This is a genomic window from Acidiplasma aeolicum (assembly GCF_001402945.1).
GTDB classification, from domain to species: domain Archaea; phylum Thermoplasmatota; class Thermoplasmata; order Thermoplasmatales; family Thermoplasmataceae; genus Acidiplasma; species Acidiplasma aeolicum.
In genome coordinates, this window is record NZ_LKBG01000293.1 from 1 (window position 1) to 6,004 (window position 6,004).

Genomic DNA, 6,004 nt, shown 5'->3' on the forward strand with positions numbered 1-6,004 from the left:
TATATAAAATATTAGTATTAAATAATATCCTGTGAATATAAGATCTTTTGTTTCGGATGATCTTAAAGGCATCTATGAAATTGAGCACAGTGCATTTGATGTTGGTCCATATAATATAGATGAAATAATTGAAATGGTTTTTTCAAAGGATGCATTTACCCTTGTTGCAACAGATTCTGATGAATATATAGGATACGTTACCGCAGTTCCATTAAATGAATATGAGGTTGATATTGAAAGTATAGCGGTTATCCCGAAGTATCAGGGGAGGCATCTTGGGGATTCATTACTTGATTCCATAGAGGAGATAATAAAGAAAAAAGGATATAAAAAATCAGTGCTTGAGGTACGGGAAAAAAATTATGTTGCCATTAATTTTTATTTAAAGCACGGTTATGTAAAATCAGAGTTTTTAAAAAATTATTACTGCATACCATATAAGGGAAGCAAAAATGCATTCAGAATGGTTAAGTCTTTATAATGGAAGCTGCCTTGGTAAGAATGCTCTCATCGGCAGAGACTATAATATCCCTGCGTTTTATGTTTTCATTGAGCGCGTTTACTATATATGATATCTTATTAATTTCATATTTTTTATCCTTATAATATACTGTAAAATCCGTTTTTAACCTGGACTTTTCATTAAAATAAAGTGGTGGGTTTACATCTATTATATATAAATCACTATCAAACACGGACATTTTTTCCCTTATATTATTTAATGCATCCTCACTGTAACTACTCCTGTATATTATTTTATACAAATTTCTGGATTTAATCTTTTTTATAATTTCAGAGGATTTTTTATCATTTTCCAGGGCATAAATAAACTCGTAATCGTTCATTCTTAGATCATTTTTATCCTTTCCATTATAAAGTTCATAGGCAATGCCCAGCATTTTCTGTGCTATCCTGCATGTTTTATGAAAATAAACAGAGCTATACATTAAAACCCTGCCTATTATTGCCGATTCTATTGTCGGTATTGACTTTTCCTCACCAACTATGTCATTTTCAGATATTTTTATGGTATTAAATATCCTTTTATAATCGATATTTCCCAGATTAACACCACAGTAAAATGAATCCCTCCTTAAATAATCAAGCTCATCAACATCAAGTGACCCACTTATTATTTTAGATAAAACCGTTTTTTTATTTCTTCCTGTGGCAAGGTCAGCTATTTCCTCAGGGTTATATCCATATTTATTTAGTATTTCAGGGATAACGCTATCTCCATATATCCCCTTACCTGTAATAATGTCAGATGTTAAATCCTCATGGATTAATCCAAAATTTTCAAAAAATTTATCCTCTATGGAATGGCTGAATGGTGTATGCCCAATATCGTGCAGCAATGCAGCAATTTCAAGTCTTTCATCATTAATGCCTATATAATTTTTGATCTCACTGGCAAGAAACATTGTCCCTATGGAATGTTCAAATCTTGTATGGTTTGCCCCTGGAAAAACCAGGTTGCAGAGCCCGAGCTGCTTTATATATCTTAATCTTTGAAAATATATTGAATTTATAATGTCAAGAAAAATCCCGCTTACCTTCACCGGCCCGTTTAAAGGATCCTGAATTATTTTATACATTTTATCATCAATGCTGGACACACCCGGATCAGACCAGGTGTTTTGGTAGTGCCCTCCACTTCCTCTCCTCCCCGCACCCTCTCAGCATCGGCGGTCTGAAATACCGTTGCTCCCTTCCGGGCCTGGCGGGTTTTTTCAGCAAATTATACATGCATTCTCCTTTGAGTATGCATGTATAAACCCCCGATCCAAAAGGACAGAGATTCAACGATTCCATGGAGACTGCCAAAGGCCTGGTTGCCCTCACCGGGCAGTCGCCCCCGCATTTAGGCACGGGTCACAGGGAGTGCCTGGCTCCCCGGTCAAGTCCAGCGATAAGATAATTATATCATGTTAAAAAAATTTATGCTATTTCAATGCATATTTTTATAATATTCTTTGGCCATTTTATAATCATATTCTGTATTAATATTAAAAAATGATTTGGAATTAAAATTTATATTCTCATATGCCAGCTCTGCATCATTTAAATATTCATAAAAAATGGAAATGCCTGAAAGCTCATTATTTATTAGCATATTCAATATTCCGGTCTTATAATTTTTTGATTTTTCAATAAAGGATTTCAAAAGTTCCTTATCTATTAAAATATCTGCAGGAAGAACAATGACGGGCAGTTTTAATGAATTTATTGAGGTTTTAAGATCCATGGCATAATCACCGGTTCCATTTATTATATTTATATCCCCAATTTCATTTAAAAAAACTGTTTCCGGCCCGGTACATACATTTATATTTAGACCAAGGGATTTAATAATTTTTAATAATCTAATGATAATGGCCTCTCCATTGATCATAAGAAGCATTTTTTTAGGATTACCAATTCTTTTTCCCATACCACCAGCCATTATCAGCGCTTCCATAGGGTCACATATTTTTATCCAATAATAAACTTTTTAAATTTAAGAAAAATATACATTGACCTTTGCAATAATATAATATATAATTTTTTTATGCAATAACATGGGCAATGGAATTTACATTCTTGGCATGGGCCTTTCCGGAATTTATGCGAAAATGGCAAATAAATCAGCCATTTCTATTGATAAAAGTAGGTTTATTGATATACCAACAAGGTACATATATATTTTAAATGGATATGAAAATGATTATGCACGAAAAGAAAGGCGGGTTGATATACTGGATGATATAAAAAATGTTGATTTTAAAAACAGGGAAATTAAGGGATTAAATAAAACATACACGTATGACAAATTAATAATTGCACTTGGGCACTCACAGGCCTATGAAAATATTGATGGATATGAGAACATGATTAAACTTGAAACCTTCAAGGATGCAGATTTATTAAAAAATAGACTTGAAAATAGTAATAACGTTGTAATAATAGGTGGTGGTTATCTTGGCGTTGAACTTGCTGGCATCATCAAGGGTAAAAAAATAAACCTGATAAATTCCGGAAAACATCTTCTCAATGGTATTAACATAAATGCCTCCAATTATATAAAAAACAAACTTGAAAATATGGGTGTAAACATTATTATGAATGAAAGGGTGATGCATGTTACCACAGATAGGGTTATTACTAATAATTCTGAAATTTTGGCAGACACTGTTATTTATGCTGGTGGAATAACCGGAAATAAAATCATAAAAACTTTTGATATAAAACAGGAAAATTCAAGAATTATTGTTAATAATAAACTAAGGTCTGTTGAATATGATGATGTTTATGCCTGCGGTGATTCAATGAAAATAATGAATTTAAACGTACCATTGACAGCGTTTATGGCCAGAAAATCTGGTGAGATTTCCATGAAAAATGCCATGGGAAATGATCTGGAGTTTAAATATACAGCATCCGGGAATATCATAAACATAGGTGGTGAATTATTGCTTATAAAATCCAATAAATTCCAGAAAAATGGTGTTATAAAAATTATCAAGAATTATGTAAACAAAAAAACAGACAAAACAATTAAAAAATTAAACAATAATTAATTTTTATTTATTAATAAGGAAAAAAGAAAAAGTTATAATTAAATTATACTTATTATCTTATGCCATCCATTTCAGTACTGCTTTTTGCATATAATAGAAAGGATTTTTTAAAAGATTCACTTAATTCTCTTGCATCACAAAAATTTAAAGATTTTGAGGTTATTTTAATATCAAACTTTAGTTTTGATTTAAGCAATTATACTAATTTAAATGTCAGACAAATTATTACAGATGGAATAATTGGAAATTACATTTACCTCGGAATTAAAAATGCAGGTTCGGATATTATTGTTTTCATGGACGATGATGACATATTCCTTCCTGAAAAGCTTGAATTTATTTATAATGAATTTTCCAGCAAAAATATTGGGTATATCCACAATAATTCATTGTTTTTTTCCGGCAACATCAAAAATGCATCTTACAGGCAGCTGGGAAGAAAACCGGATTTTAATATGTCATCAATTTCTGTAAATAAGAACATATTAATGAGATATCTTGAACAAATAAAAAAAGTTTCAGCTGCACAGGACACTTTTATTTATTTATGTGCATTAGATAATTCGTGCAATATTTTGAACACCAGTACCGTGCTCACATATTACAGGGAGCATCAGAAAAATACCTCAAGAAATAATTACTGTTCATGGTTAAAATTATATCTCAATAATATTGTGTATTTTCAAAATATTTTTGATTCCAGAAGACCTAAAAAGCATTTAAAGAGGATATATGTAATAACCCGATTTACTATATTTTCCAGAGGTTTCGATAAGACCCCACCGGAGTTTATATACTGGATTTACCTTTTATTTTTTGGGTTTTATTCTGTTAGACCCCTACTTGTTTTAAGATCATTTTTAAAATATTTTAAACTTACAATAAAATAATAAAAATTTATTTTTGCCCAGCGGCTGGTTCAGGGACATTTTCATCCTCCTTTTTAATTTCAGGTTTATAGTGCCTTAATTCAAATAGATTTGTGTGCCTGAACATTGATGATATTTCCTCAACTGAAAGGTTTTTGGTCTCAGGCATAATGTAAAATAAAGTTACAACTGCAATTACAGAAACAAAAGCAAAAATTATAACAGAATAGCCAAGGCCGAGTACGGATTTCATGTAAGGAAATATCTCATCAACAACAAAACTTGTGGTCCAGTCTATTAATGCAACAATGGCGGCAAAAAACCCTCTTGATGCAGTTGGAAAATATTCCCCCTGAATCAGCCATGCAACAACTCCACCACCTATTCCAAAGAATATTAAATAACCTGCAAGGCCGAATAATAAGCCTATATCAACATGCATTAAGTATAATATACCACCAATGAAATCACTTGCACCCATGCCTATAAATCCTATTAATGCAAGTTTGCGCCTGCCAACCCTGTCTATTGCAGCCATGCCATAATATGTTGCCACCAGCATTATTGCCACAAGTATGGCTGTTGCGCCAATTGAATATGCATCCGATATAACCTTATTTGTTACGGATGGGAATATGGGAAGTCCGGATATTATGTAAGGCCCGTAAATTAATGGTATATTAACACCGTTGGCTATATAAAATATCATAAATAGACCTGAAATTAAAAGTGCCCTCTTCGCCCCAGAGTCCAGCTTTCTTGATCTTTTTTCCTGTGCCTGAAGTCTCTCAAATGTATAATTAAGATCCTGATCATTGACGTCAATACCAAATTTCTTTAAGGTTTCTCCAGCCTTGTCAAATTTCCTGTTCAGAATTAACCATCTGGGTGATTCCGGCATTTTCACCCTGATTATTAGTGCAATTATCGCAGGTATAATTGCAAGTCCCAGTATAATTCTCCAGTCAACAGTATGGGCCAATGCTGGTATTTCCAGAAATATAATCATTGCAACCAGAAAGGACAGGAATATCCCGAGTATTATCATATACTGCTGCATGGCACCTGACCTGCCCCTCCTAGATTTTGGTGTGAATTCACTTATGTAAGCTGTTGCAACGGCAGAATCAGCACCTATGGCAAAACCAACGACGGTTCTGGCAATCATGAGCATAACAACGTTTATGGTGATAATTGATAAAAATATACCAAGAGCATAAACAGCTATATCTGCAATTAAGAAAAATTTCCTGCCGTACCTGTCTGTAAGAAATGCTGCGGTAATTGCACCTATGGCAGCGCCAAGCAGCGCCCCCGAGGCTATGTATCCAACAACAAAGGCAGAGGCGTGTGGATTATAATAGGGTATATAAATTAATACAGATCCTATATCTGATTGATCATAGCCATACAGAAAACCACCAAGGGTTGCCATTAGCACAAGGCTTAAATAGAAACTTTTTAGTTCTGGATTCTCTTTATCTAAATCATGTAGCAAATTTTTCATAAAAATCTTTATATACAATCTATATTTAAATATTACTTTATAATGTGTATTTTTCAAGTTGTTTGTAT

Annotated in this window: 6 protein-coding genes and 1 other RNA gene; 3 read left to right on the forward strand and 4 right to left on the reverse strand. The window is 32.8% G+C overall.

The window, feature by feature from the left end; translation table 11 throughout:
* Positions 1 to 31 precede the first annotated feature (31 nt).
* Positions 32 to 481: a ribosomal protein S18-alanine N-acetyltransferase gene (gene rimI / locus AOG54_RS09330; RefSeq protein ID WP_052656681.1), complete on the forward strand. Its 450-nt coding sequence runs from the start codon at positions 32 to 34 to the stop codon at positions 479 to 481.
* Here the strand turns inward: rimI and AOG54_RS09335 are convergent.
* The 3 genes from AOG54_RS09335 to AOG54_RS09340 form a co-directional block, all read right to left on the reverse strand.
* Complete coding sequence (locus AOG54_RS09335; protein WP_048101125.1) at positions 468 to 1,598, reverse strand: HD domain-containing protein; 1,131 nt, start codon at positions 1,596 to 1,598, stop codon at positions 468 to 470. The genes rimI and AOG54_RS09335 overlap by 14 nt on opposite strands.
* Before the next feature lie 11 nt (positions 1,599 to 1,609).
* Positions 1,610 to 1,912, reverse strand: an RNA gene (gene ffs / locus AOG54_RS09610) — signal recognition particle sRNA.
* Between the two features lie 39 nt (positions 1,913 to 1,951).
* Complete coding sequence (locus AOG54_RS09340; protein WP_156324241.1) at positions 1,952 to 2,461, reverse strand: NTP transferase domain-containing protein; 510 nt, start codon at positions 2,459 to 2,461, stop codon at positions 1,952 to 1,954.
* 100 nt (positions 2,462 to 2,561) lie between these two features.
* On the opposite strand from AOG54_RS09340, the gene AOG54_RS09345 reads away from it, so the two are divergent.
* Together AOG54_RS09345 and AOG54_RS09350 are read left to right on the forward strand one after the other, a co-directional pair.
* Positions 2,562 to 3,560: an NAD(P)/FAD-dependent oxidoreductase gene (locus tag AOG54_RS09345; RefSeq protein WP_055032650.1), complete on the forward strand. Its 999-nt coding sequence runs from the start codon at positions 2,562 to 2,564 to the stop codon at positions 3,558 to 3,560.
* A gap of 59 nt (positions 3,561 to 3,619) precedes the next feature.
* Positions 3,620 to 4,450, forward strand: coding sequence for a glycosyltransferase family 2 protein (locus AOG54_RS09350; RefSeq protein WP_048101128.1), 831 nt, complete (start codon positions 3,620 to 3,622; stop codon positions 4,448 to 4,450).
* Positions 4,451 to 4,457: 7 nt separating this feature from the next.
* Here the strand turns inward: AOG54_RS09350 and AOG54_RS09355 are convergent, their stop codons facing one another.
* A complete protein-coding gene (locus tag AOG54_RS09355) occupies positions 4,458 to 5,936 on the reverse strand; it encodes an MFS transporter (RefSeq protein ID WP_055032651.1) in 1,479 nt (492 codons plus the stop codon).
* Positions 5,937 to 6,004: the final 68 nt, after the last annotated feature.